This is a genomic window from Plantibacter sp. CFBP 13570, assembly GCF_014841395.1.
In the GTDB taxonomy this organism is placed as follows: domain Bacteria; phylum Actinomycetota; class Actinomycetes; order Actinomycetales; family Microbacteriaceae; genus Plantibacter; species Plantibacter auratus.
The window spans coordinates 1-16,845 of sequence record NZ_JACYTW010000069.1; the positions used below are offsets into that span (position 1 = coordinate 1).

The 16,845-nt window shown below is 69.8% G+C and carries 18 protein-coding genes; 14 read left to right on the forward strand and 4 right to left on the reverse strand.

From position 1 onward, the window contains the following. Together IFT89_RS17165 and IFT89_RS17170 are read left to right on the forward strand one after the other, a co-directional pair. Positions 1-1,857: BNR-4 repeat-containing protein (locus IFT89_RS17165; RefSeq protein ID WP_307783537.1), on the forward strand; the 1,857-nt coding region annotated here is incomplete at its 5' end. 73 nt (positions 1,858-1,930) lie between these two features. Further along, positions 1,931-2,824 carry a LacI family DNA-binding transcriptional regulator gene (locus IFT89_RS17170; RefSeq protein ID WP_079704362.1) on the forward strand — a complete coding sequence of 298 codons (894 nt, stop codon included), beginning with the start codon at positions 1,931-1,933 and terminating at the stop codon, positions 2,822-2,824. Between the two features lie 61 nt (positions 2,825-2,885). Here the strand turns inward: IFT89_RS17170 and IFT89_RS17175 are convergent, their stop codons facing one another. Continuing rightward, on the reverse strand, positions 2,886-3,713 hold the full coding sequence (locus IFT89_RS17175) for a DeoR/GlpR family DNA-binding transcription regulator (protein WP_202939568.1): 828 nt from the start codon (positions 3,711-3,713) through the stop codon (positions 2,886-2,888). A gap of 95 nt (positions 3,714-3,808) precedes the next feature. Here IFT89_RS17175 and IFT89_RS17180 point away from each other — a divergent pair, with 95 nt between their 5' ends. The 4 genes from IFT89_RS17180 to IFT89_RS20415 all read left to right on the forward strand — a co-directional run bounded on the left by IFT89_RS17180 (position 3,809) and on the right by IFT89_RS20415 (position 6,223). Next, positions 3,809-4,807 carry an acetylxylan esterase gene (locus IFT89_RS17180; RefSeq protein ID WP_124767871.1) on the forward strand — a complete coding sequence of 333 codons (999 nt, stop codon included), beginning with the start codon at positions 3,809-3,811 and terminating at the stop codon, positions 4,805-4,807. A 12-nt stretch (positions 4,808-4,819) separates the two neighbouring features. Then, on the forward strand, positions 4,820-5,341 hold the full coding sequence (locus tag IFT89_RS17185) for a GNAT family N-acetyltransferase (RefSeq protein ID WP_202939569.1): 522 nt from the start codon (positions 4,820-4,822) through the stop codon (positions 5,339-5,341). 1 nt (position 5,342) lies between these two features. Next, positions 5,343-5,762, forward strand: coding sequence for a DoxX family protein (locus tag IFT89_RS17190; protein ID WP_192004033.1), 420 nt, complete (start codon positions 5,343-5,345; stop codon positions 5,760-5,762). An 86-nt stretch (positions 5,763-5,848) separates the two neighbouring features. Further along, on the forward strand, positions 5,849-6,223 hold the full coding sequence (locus IFT89_RS20415; RefSeq protein WP_241160979.1) for a hypothetical protein: 375 nt from the start codon (positions 5,849-5,851) through the stop codon (positions 6,221-6,223). A gap of 66 nt (positions 6,224-6,289) precedes the next feature. Here IFT89_RS20415 and IFT89_RS17200 read toward each other — a convergent pair whose 3' ends face one another. Beyond that, positions 6,290-7,639 carry an MFS transporter gene (locus tag IFT89_RS17200; protein ID WP_159876580.1) on the reverse strand — a complete coding sequence of 450 codons (1,350 nt, stop codon included), beginning with the start codon at positions 7,637-7,639 and terminating at the stop codon, positions 6,290-6,292. 162 nt (positions 7,640-7,801) lie between these two features. Here IFT89_RS17200 and IFT89_RS17205 point away from each other — a divergent pair, with 162 nt between their 5' ends. The 6 genes from IFT89_RS17205 (at position 7,802) to IFT89_RS17230 (ending at position 13,992) form a co-directional block, all read left to right on the forward strand. After that, positions 7,802-10,150 (forward strand): FAD-dependent oxidoreductase, encoded by a 2,349-nt coding sequence (locus IFT89_RS17205; protein ID WP_202939570.1) that lies wholly within the window; start codon positions 7,802-7,804, stop codon positions 10,148-10,150. A gap of 53 nt (positions 10,151-10,203) precedes the next feature. Next, entirely contained in the window at positions 10,204-10,986 is a 783-nt protein-coding gene (locus IFT89_RS17210; protein WP_194642919.1) for an IclR family transcriptional regulator, read from the forward strand. A gap of 41 nt (positions 10,987-11,027) precedes the next feature. Next, positions 11,028-11,996 carry an alpha/beta fold hydrolase gene (locus tag IFT89_RS17215; RefSeq protein ID WP_191939980.1) on the forward strand — a complete coding sequence of 323 codons (969 nt, stop codon included), beginning with the start codon at positions 11,028-11,030 and terminating at the stop codon, positions 11,994-11,996. A gap of 78 nt (positions 11,997-12,074) precedes the next feature. After that, positions 12,075-12,803 (forward strand): YoaK family protein, encoded by a 729-nt coding sequence (locus tag IFT89_RS17220; RefSeq protein WP_191939981.1) that lies wholly within the window; start codon positions 12,075-12,077, stop codon positions 12,801-12,803. 381 nt (positions 12,804-13,184) lie between these two features. Then, positions 13,185-13,760: a hypothetical protein gene (locus IFT89_RS17225; RefSeq protein WP_342365692.1), complete on the forward strand. Its 576-nt coding sequence runs from the start codon at positions 13,185-13,187 to the stop codon at positions 13,758-13,760. Position 13,761: 1 nt separating this feature from the next. Continuing rightward, positions 13,762-13,992, forward strand: coding sequence for a hypothetical protein (locus IFT89_RS17230; RefSeq protein ID WP_137242889.1), 231 nt, complete (start codon positions 13,762-13,764; stop codon positions 13,990-13,992). Here the strand turns inward: IFT89_RS17230 and IFT89_RS17235 are convergent. Continuing rightward, positions 13,989-14,390 (reverse strand): RidA family protein, encoded by a 402-nt coding sequence (locus IFT89_RS17235; RefSeq protein ID WP_137242888.1) that lies wholly within the window; start codon positions 14,388-14,390, stop codon positions 13,989-13,991. The two genes, IFT89_RS17230 and IFT89_RS17235, sit on opposite strands and share 4 nt — an antisense overlap. A 103-nt stretch (positions 14,391-14,493) precedes the next feature. Then, positions 14,494-15,306 (reverse strand): endonuclease/exonuclease/phosphatase family protein, encoded by an 813-nt coding sequence (locus IFT89_RS17240; protein ID WP_202939571.1) that lies wholly within the window; start codon positions 15,304-15,306, stop codon positions 14,494-14,496. A gap of 77 nt (positions 15,307-15,383) precedes the next feature. Here IFT89_RS17240 and IFT89_RS17245 point away from each other — a divergent pair, with 77 nt between their 5' ends. Continuing rightward, positions 15,384-15,863 (forward strand): hypothetical protein, encoded by a 480-nt coding sequence (locus tag IFT89_RS17245; protein WP_202939572.1) that lies wholly within the window; start codon positions 15,384-15,386, stop codon positions 15,861-15,863. Positions 15,864-15,994: 131 nt separating this feature from the next. After that, positions 15,995-16,845, forward strand: an 851-nt coding sequence (locus tag IFT89_RS17250; RefSeq protein WP_202939573.1) for a 3' terminal RNA ribose 2'-O-methyltransferase Hen1, incomplete at its 3' end; no start/stop codon positions are given.

Genomic DNA, 16,845 nt, shown 5'->3' on the forward strand with positions numbered 1-16,845 from the left:
CTCACGGTCCTCGCGCTGGGGGTGACGGCGCCGGCGGTCGCCGCTCCCGGGGGACCGGCGCGCAGCGACGGGGGCGGGAGTGCGGTGACCGACACGGTCGAGACCGTGCCCGTCACCGTCGACACGTCGAACCAGGCCGGCTGGTGGCGGCCGCTCGACGTCGTCGACGGTGTCTCCTACTTCGCCTTCAACGCGCCGGCGTCCACCGCGTCCAAGCACGAGGTCCACCTGGCCTCGCGGGGCGCGGACGGGACGTGGACCGAAGGGTGCCTGCGCTCGACGGCCGGCGGCGCCTGCGTGACCTTCACCGACGACAACGGCCACAACCAGCCGTCGATCGTGGTCGACGGCGCGGGCACCATCCACGCCTTCGTGTCAATGCACAACGAGCAGTGGAACGTGTTCCGATCCAGTGCACCCGGCGACGTCACCTCGCTCGTCGAGGCGACGTCGTCCATGCCGGACCTCGACGCGGCGATCACCTATCCGGTGACGGCGCGCGGCCCGGACGGCGACGCCTGGGTGCTCGTGCGCGTCGGGACGGACACGCAGGGGCGGCGGGAGGGTCGGCTCTACCGGTACGACCTCGACAGCGGTGTCTGGGAACGTGAGGCGGTGGTCGCCGCGGCGACCGGCTACTCCTTCTACCCCGACGACCTCGAGGTGGACGCCGACGGCCGCGTCCACGTGCTGTGGGAATGGGGCCCATTCCCGGCGGACCCGGCGCGGCACCTCGGCTCGTACGCGACGTACGACCCGTCCGACGGTTCCTTCGCCGACGTCGCGGGGACCGCGCTCACCGGACCGATCACCCCGACCACCCCGGGATCCGTCGTCTGGCGCCCCTTCGGTGCCGGTGAGGCCATCGGCAGCTACACGCCGGCGCTGCAGACCGCGAAGCTCGCCCTCGACGGCACGGAGCTCGCGGGGATCGTCTACCGGTTCGTCGAAGCCGATCAGACCGCGTACGACGTGCGATACACCTCGTGGGACGGCGGCGCCTGGAGCGACGAGTCGCTCGTCGACGCCTCCGTGCTCGGTTCGGGCGTCTCGACGGTCGCCGGCATCGATGCGACGAGCGCCGGTGGTGTCGACCGCGTGTACGCGGTCCTCGCCGTGCAGGTGTGCGGCGAGAACCGCAGCCAGGTGGTCCGACTCGAGCGCGGGGGAGCCGGCTCGGGCTGGGTGGCTCGTGCGGTGGGTGATCCGGCGGCTGGCCCGCAGCGGCTGCGAGCGGAGACCGCGAGCGGGACGGACGTCCTGTATCTGACGGCGCCGGTCAGCGAGACCACCCGCGGAACCCTGCGCTGGGCCTCGATCCCCCGCGGCACTTCCGCGGAGACCGGTGGCACGACGCTCGCGGACATCGTGTCCGGGCTCAGAGGCGAGCTCGGCGGGACGAACGTGGCGCTCGGAGCCACCGTGACGGCCTCCTCCGCGCTCCGCGCCGACACCGGCGGGGCGCTCGCCGTCGACGGCGTGTGCACGGACGCGAGTCGCTGGATCTCCGCGGTCGGCGACACTGCACCCACGATCACGGCCACCTGGCAGACCCCGACGGCGCTCGCCGAGGTCAGGGTCAAGAGCGGCTACGCCGGGGGAGCCTCGACCGATTCGGTGCTCCGTGACTTCACGATCGAGGTCCGGACGGGCGGTGCCTGGGTCGAGGTCGGACGGTTCGACGACAACACCGCAGGCACCGTCACCGCGTCCGTGGACGGACTCGTGGCCGACGCGGTGCGCCTCCTCATCACCGACCCGTCCGCCTCGGCGACCGACGTCGCGCGGGTCTTCGAGATCGAGGCGATCGCGGCACCGGCCACCGAATCCGCGAGGAACGACGATGTCCCGGGATAGCGTTGTGCTCAGTCGGGACCGCAACGGTCCCGAGCGGCCGGGATCCACCCGGTCAGCAGTGAGGAGCAGCACCATGTCGGACGCCGCTTTCGGCTCTCAGCGGTCGGCACCGGTACCGCGCCGTTCGCGCACGGGCATGGTGGCGCTCGCCGTCCCGAACCTCGACGAACCGTACTTCGCGGAGCTCACGACGCTCCTCGTCCGCGGCGCCGACGAGCGTGGACTGTCGATCCTCATCCAGCACACGGAGGGCGACCACGACCGCGAGGTCGACATCGCCAACGGGGTGGGCCTGCCGCTCACGGACGGACTCATCCACATCCCCCGCTCGTTGACGGTCGGCGACCTCACGCGGCGGACCTCCCCGGGGCCCCTGGTGCTCCTCGGCGAGCACATCCAAGTGAGCCCGTTCACGCACATCTCGATCGACAACCGGGCGGCCGCCGACGCCGCGACGACGCACCTCGCCGAGGCCGGCTGCTCCCGTATCGCGTTCATCGGGCCCAGGGACGAACGTCCGTCCGACGCGGCGGATCAGCGGTACGCCGGGTATCGGGACGTGGTCGCGCGGCTCGGGCTCGCGCAGGAGCCGTCGCTGATCGGGCACGTCGACGCGTTCACCCCCGAAGAGGGACGTCGCGTGATGCGTCGGATGACCGCCGAGGGCGTCGAGCTCGACGGCGTCGTCTGCTCCAACGACTCGATCGCCTTCGGCGTGCTCGCGGCCCTCCACGAAGCCGGCCGACGGGTGCCCGAGGAGGTCGCGGTGATCGGCATCGACGACGTCCACGCCGCCCAGTTCTCGACCCCGTCGCTCACGACGGTCGCTCCCGACTACGACGCGATCGTGCGCGCGGCCTTCACCGAGCTCGAACGCCAGATCGCCGCCCCGCCCGGTGCCGACACGCCGGTCCGGCACGTGGTCGTCGACGCACGGATCGTCGTGCGGGACAGCACGGCACGCTGAGGTCCATGAGCGGGAGGACAGGCCGGCGCTCCGCCGTGGCGGGGTGCTGGAGGTGTCGCGGTCAGGCGTCGATGCGGTCGTCGTCGGCGGAAGCGGAAGCGGAGGCGACCGGCGCGAGCCAGACCTCGCCGAACTGCGCGCGGAGCGTGGTCTCGACGTCCTCGGCCACGTCGTCGTCCATCACGAGGTGGTCCACCTCGCGGAGGTCGACGATCGTCGTCAGTCCGACGGCGCCCCACTTCGAGTGGTCGGCGAGGACCACGGAGCGACGCCCGGCGCCGACGAACGCCCGGTTGGTCTCGGCCTCGAGGAGGTTCGAGGTCGTCAGCCCCGCCTGCAGGTCGATCCCGCGGACGCCGAGGAAGACGACGTCGCAGTGCAGGGACTCGATCGCGCGCACGGCGACCGGGCCGACCAGGGCGTCCGAGGGGGTACGGACGCCGCCGGTCAGCACGACCGTCTGGGTGTACGGCTCGTCGGCGCGGTCGGGCCGCGCGAACACGTCGGCCACCGGGAGGGAGTTCGTGACGATGGTGAGCTCCGGGATGGCTCGCAGCTCCTGCGCGAGGGCCCAGGTGGTGGTCCCGCCGGACAGGCCGACCGACATGCCGGGCTCGACGAGGATGGCCGCGCGTCGGGCGATGGCGCGCTTCTCGGCGAGCAGTCGGCGTGCCTGGTTGGGAAAGCCCAGCTCGGCACGGTCGGGCAGTCTGGGCGTGGTGGCGCCACCACGGACGCGGTCGACGAGGCCCTCCGTCGCGAGTTGCTCGATGTCGCGTCGCACGGTCATCTCGCTGACGCCGAGTGCGGTCGCGAGGTCGACGACGCTCGCCGCACCGTTGCGGCGCACCTCCGACATGATCTGCGATCTGCGTTCCGCACCGAGCACAGCGTCCTCCTTCGACCCGGTTGCCAGTCTGGCACGCGCGCACGGCGAACCTCGGCACCGGCGATCCACGACGACGAGACGGAGGCGGACTACGCATGCGTGAGGGACGACATCGGGACTGGTTCGGCGACGAGGTGCGCGACGGCACCTACGGCTACGACCTCGAGGGGCTCCTGGCGGTCGAACCGGTCGTGCCGCCGGCTGGATTCGAGGAGCTGTGGCGCGGGTGGTACGCGGCGGCACGTGAGGTGTCTCCGGATCCCGTCTTGACCCCGATCGGCCGACAGGGTGCGCACGAGGTCTTCGTCGTCGAGCACACGGTCGCCGACGGCCTCCGCCTCCGTGGATGGCTCGCGACGCCGGCGGACGGGCAGGCGCGCTTCGGGATGGTGCACGGGCACGGCTACGGCGGACGCGACGCACCGGACTGGTCCCGCGTCCCGGACGACGCCGCCGTCATCTTCCCGATCGCCCGCGGTCAGGGCGTCTTCAACACCGGACTCGGGGCACCGACGCCGGAGGACGGACACGTCCTGTTCGGCATCGACAGCGTCGAGCGGTACGCGCTCGGCCGCTGTGCCGTCGACCTCTGGCACGCGGCGTCGGCGCTGCTCGACGTCGTCGGACCGCTCCCGCTCTACTTCGTCGGTGAGAGCTTCGGCGGTGGGATCGGTGCGCTCGCCCTGCCGTGGGACGACCGCTTCGTCGGAGCGACGCTCGTGGTGCCGAGCTTCGGTCAGTACGACGTGCGCCTTCGCCTGCCGTGCGAGGGGAGCGGGGAGCGGGTGCGACACCACGTCGCCGAGCACCCCGAGGCGCGCGAGGTCCTGCGGTTCTTCGACGCGTCGACGGCCGCGGGGTTCGTCCACGTGCCGGTGCGGGTGGAGGCCGCGCTCTGGGACGGACACGTGCCACCACCCGGGCAGTTCGCCGTCGCCAACGCGCTCGAGGACCTCGAGCTGAGTGTCCTCCCCGCCGGGCACACCGAGTACCCGGGGCTCGAAGCCGTGCTGGAGGAGTCGTACGCGGCGACGAGGGCGCACGCACTCCGGTCGGTCGCGCGGGCGGTGGACGGATCGACGATCGAGAGGTGAGAGGGTGGACGGATGATCGCTGCGCTCACGCTCCCCGCCACCCTCACCACGCCAGGACAGGAGCTACTGCTGCGCCGGGCCACCCTCGCCGACCTCGATGCGCTGATGGCGCTCCTCGCAGACGACCCGATCAGCGCGTCCCGTGGTGACCAGGCCCAGGAGAGCGACCTCCCTGCCTACGAGCGTGCGCTCGCGGACCTCATCGTCGACCCGGCGAACGAGATCCTGCTGGTCGTCGACGCGGCGGACGCCGTCATCGCGACGATGCAGCTGACCCGCATCCCCGGGATGGCCCGTCGCGGCTCGACACGGCTGCTGGTCGAAGCGGTGCGTGTGTCCTCGAGCCTGCGATCCGGCGGTGTTGGAACAGCCATGATGCGCTGGGTGACGGACGTCGCCGCTCCGGCGACCGGTTCGTCGATCGTGCAGTTGACCTCCGACGAGGCCCGGGTCGACGCCCACCGCTTCTACGAACGCCTCGGCTTCGTCGGCTCGCACCGCGGCTTCAAGTACGCCGTGACGGCCGTGAGCTGACATGGAGTTCGTCCGCACATTCGCCCGCTGGCTCCTCGGAGCCGTCCTCACCTTCGCCGGCGTCGGCCACCTCACCTTCGCGCGGCAGTCGTTCGTCGCCCAGGTGCCGCAGTGGTTGCCCCTGCCGGTCGACGTGGTCGTCGTTGCGTCGGGAGTCGTCGAGATCCTGCTCGGCCTCTCGCTGATCCTGCTCGCCCGGTACCGCGTCGCCGTCGGCTGGATCGTCGCCGCCTTCTTCGTCGCCGTCTTCCCCGGCAACCTCGAGCAGTTCGTCCGCGGAACCGACGCCTTCGGGTTGGACAGCGACATCGCCCGTGCCGTCCGCCTGGTCTTCCAGCCCGTCCTCGTCCTCTGGGCCCTGTGGTCCACCGGTGCCTGGCGCGCGTGGCGGTCGCGGCGCCGCCGGAACACGACGCGCTGAGCGCGATCGCTAGCACGCCTAGTCATCTCGCCCGGGTGCCTGTCAAGGGGCCCTGGTTCGCAGCATCCGTCCGGCAGGGTTGATCCATGCGATGCATTACCTACGCCGGCGAGAACGTCGTGACGACCGACGAGGTCGCGCAGCTCCTGGTCGAACTGACGGCGGAACTGGCCAAGCGCGGCCGTGCCGAGGCCGTCACCATCCCGATCGTGGTCGAGTCCGACGGCGATGAGGACGGGCCGGCGTCCGCGCAGCTCGTCATCGGCCTCGGCAACGACGTCCTCTCGGTGCCCCACAGCTGGACCGACGAGGTCCCCGACTTCAGTGAGGGACGAGACCGCCTGCAGGGCTACCTCGACGACATCCGCCCGTCAACGACGGCCTACGAGCCGCGCGACTCCATCGAGACCACGGACGTGCTCGAAGACCCTGACCTCGACCTGCGCGACTTCACCCGCTGAGTCGTCCCTGAACGACAACGCCGGCGTCGACCCCTCGGGTCGACGCCGGCGTTCGTTCGGGTCCGCTCAGCGCGGGAGCGGCAGCTTGGCCGTCTCGCGGGCCCGCAGCACGACGATCAACGTGATGAGCGCCGCCGCCATCACGTAGAACGCGGGCGCGAACCGGTTGCCCGTCGAGGCGATCAGGAACGTCGCGAAGTAGGGTGTGATCCCACCGAACACGGCGACCGACAGGTTGTACGCGATCGCCATCGAGCCGTAACGGATACTGGTCGGGAACAGCTCGGCCATCGCAGCACTCGACGCACCGTCGTACGCCGCCATGAAGACGCCGAGGATCACCATCGCGACAGCCGCGGCGGCGAAGTTGCCCGCACTCATGAGCATGAGCGTCGGATACGTCAACACCAGGAACCCGACGCAACCGGCGATCATCACGGGCTTCCGTCCGATGCGGTCGCTCAGCAGACCCATGAAGGGTACGAGGATCGCGATCGCGAGCAGCCCGAGCACCGTGACCCCGTAGCTGAGCGGCTGCGAGTAGCCGAGGTCGGTCTGCAGGTACGACGGCATGAATGTCTGCAGGATCCAGTGGCCGACCGCCTTGATCACGACGAAGCCGACGCAGAAGAGCAGCGCCTTCCACGAGGTCCGCAAGGACGTGCGCAGCGGTGACTTCGAGACGGCCCCCTTCGCTTGGATCGCCTGGAACTCCGGGGTGTCCTCGAGCTTGTTCCGCAGGTAGAGGCCGGCGAGGCCGAGTGGCAGGGCGAGGAAGAAGAGGGCGCGCCAACCCCACTCGTTGAGGGCGTCCGTGCCGAGTGTGGAGGTGAAGAGGAGGACGAGACCTGCCCCGACCACGAAGGCCGCGAAGCCGAACACGTCGATGAAGCTCGTCACGAAGCCGCGTCGGTTGGACGGGGCGTACTCGGCGAGGAGCGTCGTGGCGCCGGAGCTCTCGCCGCCGGCGGCGAAGCCCTGCACGAGCCGCACGATGACGAGCAGGATCGGCGCCCAGAGGCCGATGAGGTCGAACGTCGGCAGGAGACCCATGACGACCGTCGCCCCGGAGGTCACGAGGATCACCGTCGCGAGGACCGTCTTGCGCCCGATGCGGTCGCCGAGCGAGCCCCAGAAGAGGCCACCGAGGGGGCGCATCACGAAGCCGGCGCCGAACACCGCGAACGCGGACAGGAGGGCCGCCTGCGTGTTGCCCTGCTGGAAGAAGTTGAGGCTGATGACCGTCGCGAGCGTGCCGTACAGACCGAAGTCGAACCATTCGACGAAGTGTCCGGCCCCCGCGGCCCAGATGACCTTCCGCATCCGGCGTGATCGCTCAGCGTCGTCGTAGGGGGTCTGCGCACTGTGCGCGGCGGCTTCGGCCAGGGCTGCGGCCTGGGTCCTGCTCTCGTCCATCGGTCCTCACATCGTTGTCGGGGTGCTTCGAGGTTCACCTGCCGAAGAATCTTACCCACTGAATGGGAAAGTCGTACCGCTGAATGGTAGCGTGGCAACCGTCCGGTGGTCGACACGTGTCCGACGGCTTCCAGGATCACGCATCACGAAGGAGTGTCTCCCATGCAGCACCGCACCCAGTCCGCCGACGTCGTCGTCATCGGTGGTGGTCTCGCGGGGGTCTCGGCCGCCGTCGCAGCCGCCCGTCTCGGCTCCCGGGTCTCGCTCGTCACGAACCGGCCGGTGCTCGGTGGCAACTCGTCGAGCGAGGTGCGGGTGTGGGTCGTCGGAGCGACCGCGCACGGGCACCAGCGGTTCGCGCGGGAGACCGGCATCATGGGGGAGCTCTTCCTCGAGAACCAGTACCGCAACCCGGAGGGCAACCCGTTCTACTGGGACCAGACGGTCCTCGACCTCGTGCGGGCCGAGCCGAACCTGCAGCTGCACCTCAACACCGACGTCCGCATCGTCACGATGGCGGAGGGCGCTGAGGGCGTGGCGTCGCCGACACCGAGGATCGCGTCCGTCACCGGATGGACGATGGGCAGCGAGATCGAGACGGAGTTCGTCGCACCAGTCTTCATCGACTGCACCGGAGACGGGCTGGTGGGGCATCTCGCGGGCGCGACCTCCCGCATCGGGCGCGAGGGCCGCGCCGAGCTCGGCGAGCCGTGGGCCCCCGAGGTCGCGGACGACGAGCTCCTCGGCAGTTCGATCTTCTTCTACACGAAGGACACGGGACGCCCCGAGCGGTTCGTCGCCCCCGACATCGCGCGAGACATCCGCGACACCCCGATCCTCACCAACCGGATCATCCGGACCGGCGACAACGGCTGCAACTACTGGTGGATCGAGTGGGGCGGCGAGCTCGACACCGTCGCCGAGAACGAGCAGATCCGCGACGAGCTGTGGAGCGTCGTCTTCGGGATCTGGGACTACATCAAGAACTCCGGCGAGTTCGACGCCGACACCCTGACGCTCGAGTGGGTCGGATCGATCCCGGGGAAGCGCGAGTACCGGCGGCTGCTGGGTGACCACACCCTCACGCAGAACGACCTGCTCGACCAGGTCGACTTCGAGGACACGGTCGCCTTCGGTGGCTGGTCGATCGACCTGCACCCGGTTGAGGGCGTCTACGCCGAGACCGCCGGCGCGCAGCAGCGGTTCAGCAACGGCACCTACGGGATCCCCTTCCGCAGCCTGTACTCGCACGACGTCGACAACCTGCTGTTCGCCGGACGCAACATCTCCGCCTCCCACGTCGCGTTCGGGTCCACCCGCGTGATGGCGACCTGCGCGACGCAGGGTCAGGCGGTGGGGACGGCTGCGGCGCTCATCGCCCGCGATGGACTGACGCCGCGGGAGCTCGCCGGGCAGGCGCTCCCGCTCCTGCAGCGCACGCTCCTGCGCGAGGACGCCCCGGTCATCGGCATCACCACGGACGACCCCGACGATTTGGCCGGGCGGGCGACGGTCTCCGCTTCGAGCGCGCTCGACACCATCTCCACGCTGGAGCACCTCGGCTCCGGCGAGCGGTTCGCCCTCGACCGCGACGTCGCGATCCTCGTGCCCGTCGCCCCGACACTCGACCAGATAACCCTGCTCGTCGACGCCGCGAGCGACACCACCCTCCGGGTCGAACTGTGGAGCGCGGGCAAGCGGCAGAACGCCGTCCCCGTCGAGCACCTCCTCGACGGCACGGCCGACGTCACCGCCGGGGTGGGCGTGCCCGCCACCGTCCGCTTCGGATGGACGCCCGAGATCGAGCAGAACGCCGTGCTCGTCGTTCGCGCCAACCCGGACGTCAGCCTGCTCCTCACCGAGGGCCACCCTTACGGGCTCCTCATCCTGACGGCCAAGCACGCGTCCGACGAGGTGTTCGACGACCACATCCCCGAGGAGCAGGACCAGGCGATCCTCGACTGGAACGCTCGGAAGCTCCGCGGCCGGAGCGTCGCGCTGACCGTCGGCGGGGAGACCACGGCGTACCGGCCTGAGCGGATCGTCGACGGGTACCAGCGCCCCTACGGCGGACCGCACCTGTGGTCCTCGGCGCGGCTCCAGGACAACCGCGACCTGATCACCGAGCCCGAGGTCCTCACCCTGCACTGGGATGAGCCGGTCGATGTCGCGTCCGTCCGGATCGTGTTCAACGACGACGTCGACGTGGACCTCATCAACCTGCACCACCACCGCACGGACTTCGAGGCGGTGCCGGAGCTCGTCGCCGCGTACCGCCTCGAGGCACGACCGGCGGGTGCTCCTGAGGGGACGTGGACGGTGTTGGTCGAGGTCGAGGGGAACCGGCACCGGCATCGGATCCACGACGTCGAACCCGTGCGGGTCGACGCCCTCCGTGTCGTCGTCACGGCCACGAACGGGTCGCCCTACGTGAGCGTCGCGAGTGTGAAGCTCTTCGAGCAGCCGAGCGGGCGCACCACCCGGCCGCGCCGAGCCCGACCGCTACGCTGAACACGGCCTCCGAGGCCGGACATCCGAACCGACACCGACACCGTGGAGGACCCGTGGCAGGTGAGATCCAGCAGGGCATCGGCCGTGCAGCATCCGTGCTCGCCGTTCTCGGCGCATCGACCACCGGACCGTTGCGGGCCTCCGACATCGCCCGTGCGACCGGTCTCGGCACCTCGACGACCGCACGCCTCCTCGGCACGCTCGAGGAGCTCGGCTATGTGACGAAGGCGGCCGACAGTCCGTCCTACGCCATCGGCGCGACCATCCTGGCGCTCGCGAGCGAGGGGCTCAACCAGAACCCGGTGCACCGGGAGTCGCGTGCTCCCGCCCAGGAGCTCGCGCAGCGGATCGGCCTCAGCGTCAACGTCGGCGTCCTCGACGGCTCGAGCCTCATCTACCTCTGCCACTTCGAGGGAGCCCTCGCCCCGAAGTCGCACTCGATGATCGGGCTGCGCCAGCCGTTGCACGCGTCCGCGCTCGGGAAGTGTCTGCTCCTCGACCTCGACGCGGACGGCCTCCGTGCGCTGCTCGGTGATGAACCGCTCCCGCGCTACACGGCCAACACCGTCACGGAGCACGCGGCGCTCGCCGCCGAGCTCGCGACGGCGCGGGAACGCGGCGTCTGCATGGAGGACCAGGAGCTCGCGTTGGGTCGTCTCGGGATCGCGGCGCCGATCCGCGACGCGAACGCCAGAGTCGTGGCGGCGATCTCCATCTCGGGTCGACTGAGCCTGATGCGTGAGCGCGACCTCGACGTCCTCACCGAGGACCTCATCGAGGTGGCCGACCGCATCAGCGTCGGTCTCGGACTCATCTCCGCGATCCCGTCCTCCTGACCCGTCCTCCCGCATCCGATCTCACGAACCGAAGGTGACCAGTGGCGCAATTCGACCTCCCCCTCGCCCAGCTCCAGCAGTACCTGCCCGACCGCGAGGAGGCGCCGGACTTCGACGCGTTCTGGACGGACACCCTCGCCGAAGCCCACGCCCTCGCGCAGCCGACGGTGCGTGAACGATCCAACCCTGAGCTGACGGGTCTCGTCGTCGAAGACGTCACGTTCTCCGGGTTCGGTGGCGACCCGATCAAGGGTTGGTTCATCCGACCGGCCGGCGTGACCGAGCCGCTCCCGTGCATCGTGCACTACATCGGGTACAGCGGCGGTCGAGGGCTCGCCCACCAGTGGACGATGCACCCGTCCGCGGGCTACGCGGTGTTCGTCATGGACACCCGCGGTCAGGGGAGCGCGAACCTGCCTGGCGCGACCGCCGACCCGTTCGGGAGCGGTCCGCAGGTCGCCGGCAAGATGAGCGCCGGGCTCGGCAGCCCCGAGACCTACTACTACCGTCGGGTCTTCACGGACGCGGCGCTCGCCGTCGACGTGGTGCGAAGCTTCCCCGAGGTCGACCCCGCCCGGGTCGTCGTCGCCGGTGGCAGCCAGGGCGGCGGCATCGCCCTCGCCGCGGCTGGGCTCTGCGAGGGACTCGCGGCGGCGCTCGTCGACGTCCCGTTCCTGTCGCACTTCCGTCGTGCCCTGCAGATCACCGACGCGAGCCCCTTCGCCGAGCTGAAGACGTACCTCATCAGCCGACGTGGTCACGAGGCGGAGGTGTTCCGGACGCTCTCGTACTTCGACGCGACGAACTTCGCCGCCCGCGCGACCGCCCCCGCACTGTTCTCCGTCGCGCTCTGCGACGCGGTGTGTCCGCCCTCGACGGTGTACGCGGCGTTCAACCACTACGCGGGCACGCACAAGGACATCGCCGTCTACCCGTACAACGGGCACGAGGGCGGCGGGCCGGTGCAGCAGCAGGCGCAACTGACCTTCCTCGCGGACCTCCTCGCCTGACGCTTCATTCGCCCGAAGATGGGCGAACGGGCTCCCGTTCGCCCGAAGATGGGCGAACGGGCGTGGGACGATGTGCACGTGACTGAGACCCGCGACACCGACCCGACCCTGACGACCACCCGGCGTCGGACGCGTGCCGGCATGATCGCGGCGATGGCGCTCGTGCTCTCCTTCGCGGCCGGAGCGACCGACGCCTTCGCGTTCCTGCAGCTCGGCGGTGTCTTCACCGCGAACATGACCGGCAACTTCGTGCTGGCCGGACTCACGAGCCGACCGGACTTCGCGGACGTCCTGCTCGGGGCGACGGTCGCCGTGCTGCTGTTCTCCGTCGGGACCTTCCTGGCCTTCCGATTCACGAGGCTCGTCGCCACCGCCGACCGACCGACCCCGGAGGCACCGCAGCACCGGCTCGTCCTCGTGCTCGGCGGTGCGGTGATCGCGCAAGCGTGCGTCCTCATCGGATGGATCGTGTCCTCCGACCTGCGCACGACGCCCGTGATCTGCGTCCTCATCGCGCTCTCCACGCTCGCGATGGCGGGGCAGACGGCCGTCGCCCGTCGCATCGAACGCTCAGGCGTGACGACCACCTTCGTGACCGGCACCCTCACGAGTCTCATGCAGAGCCTCGCCGACGGCGTCCACGACCACCACCTCATCCGCATCGGGGCGATCGTGCTGCTCGTGGCGGGGGCCCTCTGCGGCTCGCTCCTCACCGGCGTGGACCCGGTGTTCGGTGCCGCGCTGCCTCTCGTCCCGTCGATCGTCGGGCTGGTCCTCCTCCGGCTCGCGCCGACGGCCTCCGGCTGAGCTTCTTCAACGACGAGTCCTCCACAAAGGTGCTCGGTAGATGGATTGATGTGTACACGGCTCATCTGGCTGCAGAGAGCACGCCCGACGGATACGATCCTGGCCATGGAACAGTGCCCATGGTCGAACAGGCAGCTCGAGCGGCTGGGCACTCAGATCCGCGACCGCTCTGAACCAGACCCATCTCTACCGAGCTACTCGGAGGTGATGCTCTGGTACAACGACCTTGCGACGCTCGTGCAGAAGCGCATCGAACGAATCGACTGGTCGCCCCTACTTGGCGACCGAGTACCCGAAATCACTTCCCGTCCCAAGACGATCGATACGCTGCGAGACAAGCTCATCAGGTAGGGCAAGACGCCGCTGGGTCGCATCGGAGACATCGCGGGCGTGCGATTCGAAGCGGAGATGACGCTCTCCGAGCAGGATGCGGTCGCGGTAGCCATCGCCGGCGCGTTCGATCATCGCCCTGAGGACGCTGTCCGCGATCTGCGAGCGGATCCGCACAGTGGTTATCGTGCCGTCCACCTGCGCCTCAAATTGCAGCGATACGTGGAAGTGCAGGTGCGGACGCACCTTCAGGGAGAGTGGGCCAACCTGTACGAAGCCGCAGGGGATCTCTGGGGACGCGACATCCGTTACGACGGGCTGCCGACGACACCCGCGGCAGCCCGCCTTGTGGAGGCGCTCCGTGAATACTCGTCGTCGACGATCGCGCGCTTCGAGGAGTCGTATGACCTCCTACAGAAGAGCGAACTCGCGCTTGCCGAAGCGGCGGGCCACATCGAGCGGCTGGTCCCGAGATCACGTCGAGAACGGAAGCTCATCGAGGACTATCAGGAGCAGAAGCGTACAATCGAAGAACTTCACGTCGAACAATCCGAGCGCGGTACCGCCATGCGTAGCCTGTCGTCCGACGCTCGAATCTCATTGCAAAAGGCCAAACGAGGAGCGTGACATGCCTGGTTACCTGATCGAGTACAACCGGGTTTCTCGCGACTGGCGGGTGACCTCCTTCACCGGCCCCGACGGCCACCGCGAGGCACTGGTGCGACGTCTGGAGGTCGAGCAGACGAGGTCGAGCGAGGATTGGGAGATTGTGTCACTCAACAGCGATTCTCTGGACACGGTCAAGAAGACCCATGCCCGGTATTTCGAGGGACGCGAACTCGACCTAGCTTCCGCCTAAGCGACGGCGGCGGTCGCCTCGATCTCGACGAGCTGGTCGTCGTAGCCGAGCACGGTGACCCCGAGGAGCGTTGACGGCACGTCGTGATCGCCGAAGGCGGCGCGCACGACCTCCCACGCGGTGACGAGGTCGGACTGCTTCGTCGACGCGACGAGCACCCGGGTACTCGCCACATCGGCGAGCGTCGCACCGGCGGCCTCGAGGGCGATGACGAGGTTCTCGACGCACTTCTCCGCCTGGCCGGCGACGTCCCCGACGGCAGCGGTCGAGCCGTCGACGTTGAGCGGGCAGGATCCGGCCAGGAACAGCAGCCTGGCGCTCGCCGGAACGGACGACGCGTAGGCGTACTCCGCGGCGTCGGAGAGCTCGTCGGATCGGATCAGCGTGACGACGGACATGGTTCCTCCTCGTGGTGCGGGTGCGATTGGGCGACCGCTCTCGATCCATCGTGCCTGACATCGTCGGACGGCGTCCGCGGGGACCCCCGGCGTCGGATCGCCGTCAGTGGGTGAGCTGCGCCCGGATGAGGATGGGGAAGTGGTCGCTCGCCTCCGACGTGGGTTCCTGCTCGTCGACGAGGGCTTCGATCGGTTCCAGTCGGGTATGCGGGGCGACGCTGCCTGAGCGGCCGAGCACCCAGTCGATACGCGCGTTCCCGGGACGCTGCGGTCCGTAGCCGTGGAACGTGCCGATGCCGTCGCTCTCGACCGGCGAGAGGTCGACGAACCCGGCGTCCGCCAGGGCGTCGTGCGCCGCCGATCCGCGTTCGGTGTTGAAGTCGCCGGTGAGGAGGACGGGGACGTCGACGCCGGAGAATCGGTCGGCGATCAGCTTCGCGCTGCGCGTGCGGACGTCGTCGCCGTGCGGTGAGCTCTCGTGGTCGAGGTGGGTGTTGGCGAAGACGAGCTCGTCGCCGGTGCGTCGCTCGCGGAGTCGGACCCAGGTGACGAACCGCGCGTGCAGCGACGGCCAGGTGTTCGAGCCCGGCTCGTCGGGGGTGTCCGACAGCCAGAACTCGCCGGCGTCGAGCTGTTCGAACCGCGAGCGGCGGAAGCACACCGGCCCGTACTCGCCGGCCGAACCGCCGTCGCGACCCTGCCCGAACCAGTCGTACTCGGCGAGACCCGGGAGCAGGTCGTGCAGCTGGTGTTCGCGGACCTCCTGCAGCCCGAGGAGGTCGGGTGCGTTGCGGGCGATGACCTGTGAGACCAGCGGTGCACGGTCCACCCACTCGTGACCGGGCTGGGCGACGGCGGTGCGGATGTTGTAGCTCATGACGGTCAGGACGTTCTGGGTCAGGATGGATTCGCTCACCCGGCCAGCGTAGGGGAGCCGGGTGACGGGGAGCTGTCCCCATGTCGCCGGGCGGTCCGTCTGCCTAGACTCGCCCCATGACCTTCGACCTCCGCGACGCCCAGGCCCGGATCCTCGCGCTCAACAGCGAAGAACTCCCCTTTATCTACGACCCGACACCCGACGGCATCGTCGCGCACTGGCGGTACGCCGACCAGCGCTGGCTCGGCTTCATCGGCGCCGGGATGTTCAGTGCCGAGTACGAGCTGCGGGTCGAGCTGCACCCCGAGGACGGCGAGTGGGAGTTCCACGAGCAGTCGTCCTCCTCGAAGACGACGCTCGGCGTCGACGGGCTGTCGACGAAGCGCACCTGGCAGTCCGGTCCGCAGAAGTCCTTCTCCTTCGGGCGGAGCGTCGCGCCCATCTCGCAGTCCACCGACCGCCAGGGCACGACGACCGGCCAGTTCATGGGCTACGACTTCACGACCGACGAGGTCAAGCAGCCCGTGATCGACACCCTGACCGCCGCCGGTTGGAAGCCGCGCAAGGGATTCTTCGGCAAGCTGTTCGGAGGCTGATCAGCCGGCCCTGAGTCGCCTGGATCTGCATGAAACGGAACGAATTCCGCGCAGATCCGGGCGACTCACGCACGCACCACGACCGCCGCTAGGCTTTCAGGAACCTCGCCGCCGACCGGACGGATGGACCTGTGCTCGTCACCATCACCTCGACCGCGCCGTCGGCCGCCGACCTGGGGCACCTCGTCCGCAAGCATCCCGCGCGGGCGCAGAGCTTCGACCTCAGCGTCGGGCGCGCGCACGTGTTCTACCCGGAGGCGACCGACGAGCGGTGCACCATCGCCCTGCTGCTCGAGGTCGACGCGATCGCGCTCGTCCGTCAGAAGCGCTTCGGTGGCGGTGACAGCGCGTCGCTCTCGCAGTACGTGAACGACCGACCGTACGCGTCATCATCGATGGTCGCCGTCGCGATCGGGCAGGTGTTCCGCAGCGCCATGACCGGCCGCAGCGACTCCCACCCGGAGCTCGCCGCGGCAGCGCTCCCGCTGACGATCACCGTCGCGGCGGTTCCGTCGCGAGGCCTGGAGCAGCTGGCGACCCGACTCTTCAGCCCGCTCGGCTGGACCGTCGTCGAACGGGCGATCCCGCTCGACCCGACGGTCCCCGCGTGGGGCGACTCGCGATACGTCGACCTCGAGCTGACCGGGCACCTCCGCCTCGCGGACGCCCTCCGCCAGCTCTACGTGCTGCTGCCCGTCCTCGACGACGCCAAGCACTACTGGGTCTCCGACGACGAGGTCGGCAAGCTCCTCCGCGCCGGCGAGGGGTGGCTGGCCGATCACCCCGACCGGGACCTGATCGCCAAGCGGTATCTCGCGCACCAGTCGCGGATGGTCACCGATGCGCAGTCGCAGCTGGACCCGGAGGCGCGGACCGACGGTGCCGACGGGGACGACGCGGCCACCGCGTCACAGACGAAGCGTGCCCCGGCACTCGCCGGCCTGCGCGCCGAGGCGGTCCTGCAGGCGCTCGCCGACGTGCG